The organism is Arthrobacter rhizosphaerae (assembly GCF_023062595.1).
Taxonomy (GTDB): domain Bacteria; phylum Actinomycetota; class Actinomycetes; order Actinomycetales; family Micrococcaceae; genus Arthrobacter; species Arthrobacter rhizosphaerae.
Genome location: NZ_JALLAN010000047.1, coordinates 1 through 660 on the forward strand (window position 1 = coordinate 1; position 660 = coordinate 660).

The 660-nt window shown below is 64.1% G+C and carries 1 protein-coding gene and 1 pseudogene; both read left to right on the plus strand.

Translation table 11 applies throughout. The features are described from left to right. A partial coding sequence (locus MU551_RS23210) for an FG-GAP repeat domain-containing protein (RefSeq protein WP_247048931.1) occupies window positions 1-295 on the plus strand: 295 nt, incomplete at its 5' end. Window positions 296-321: 26 nt separating this feature from the next. Further along, window positions 322-462 (plus strand): annotated as a pseudogene (locus MU551_RS23730) (IS110 family transposase); the annotation flags it as partial. Window positions 463-660 lie beyond the last annotated feature (198 nt).

A 660-nucleotide genomic window follows, 5' to 3' on the forward strand; every position in this document is an offset into this window, starting at 1 on the left:
CGGCTGGCGCGTGGAGAAACACCCGCGCTTCCTGGCCGACATCACCGGAGACGGCAGGGCCGACATCGTCGGATTCGGCGACGCCGGCGTCTGGGTCTCCCTCAACAACGGCAACGGCACCTTCCAGTCGCCGCGGTTCGCGGTGCCGAACTTCGCCTACGTTGCCGGCGGCTGGCGCGTGGAGAAACACCCGCGCATCCTGGCCGACATCACCGGAGACGGCAGGGCCGACATCGTCGGATTCGGCGACGCCGGAGTGTGGGCATCCGTCAGCATGGGCAACGGCGCATTCTGACGCGATACTGCCGAGGTGATACCCCTGTAGAGCCATGGCTGGTCAACGCCCGCGACGTGAAGCATCTGCCCGGCCGTCCCTAGACCGACTCCGATGCGGTCTGGCTCTGCAGGGTAGCCGAACGGCAGATGCTCCGACCCAGCTTCGTCCCGCCTGCCCCGATCCGGTGGCGCCCACGATAGAGGCCAGGCTCATCGACATCAGAACAATGAACGGGAATGTGACAGTCGTTCCTCTCCCTGTTGCCTCATTGCAATACCTCCGGGAACAGTGATTCGTTGCCTCATTTGAAAACCTCCGGATAGGTTGTGTCGTTGCGGTGGGGGAGGTAGGCCGGGAAACTGGGGTTCCATGCTGTGTTCACG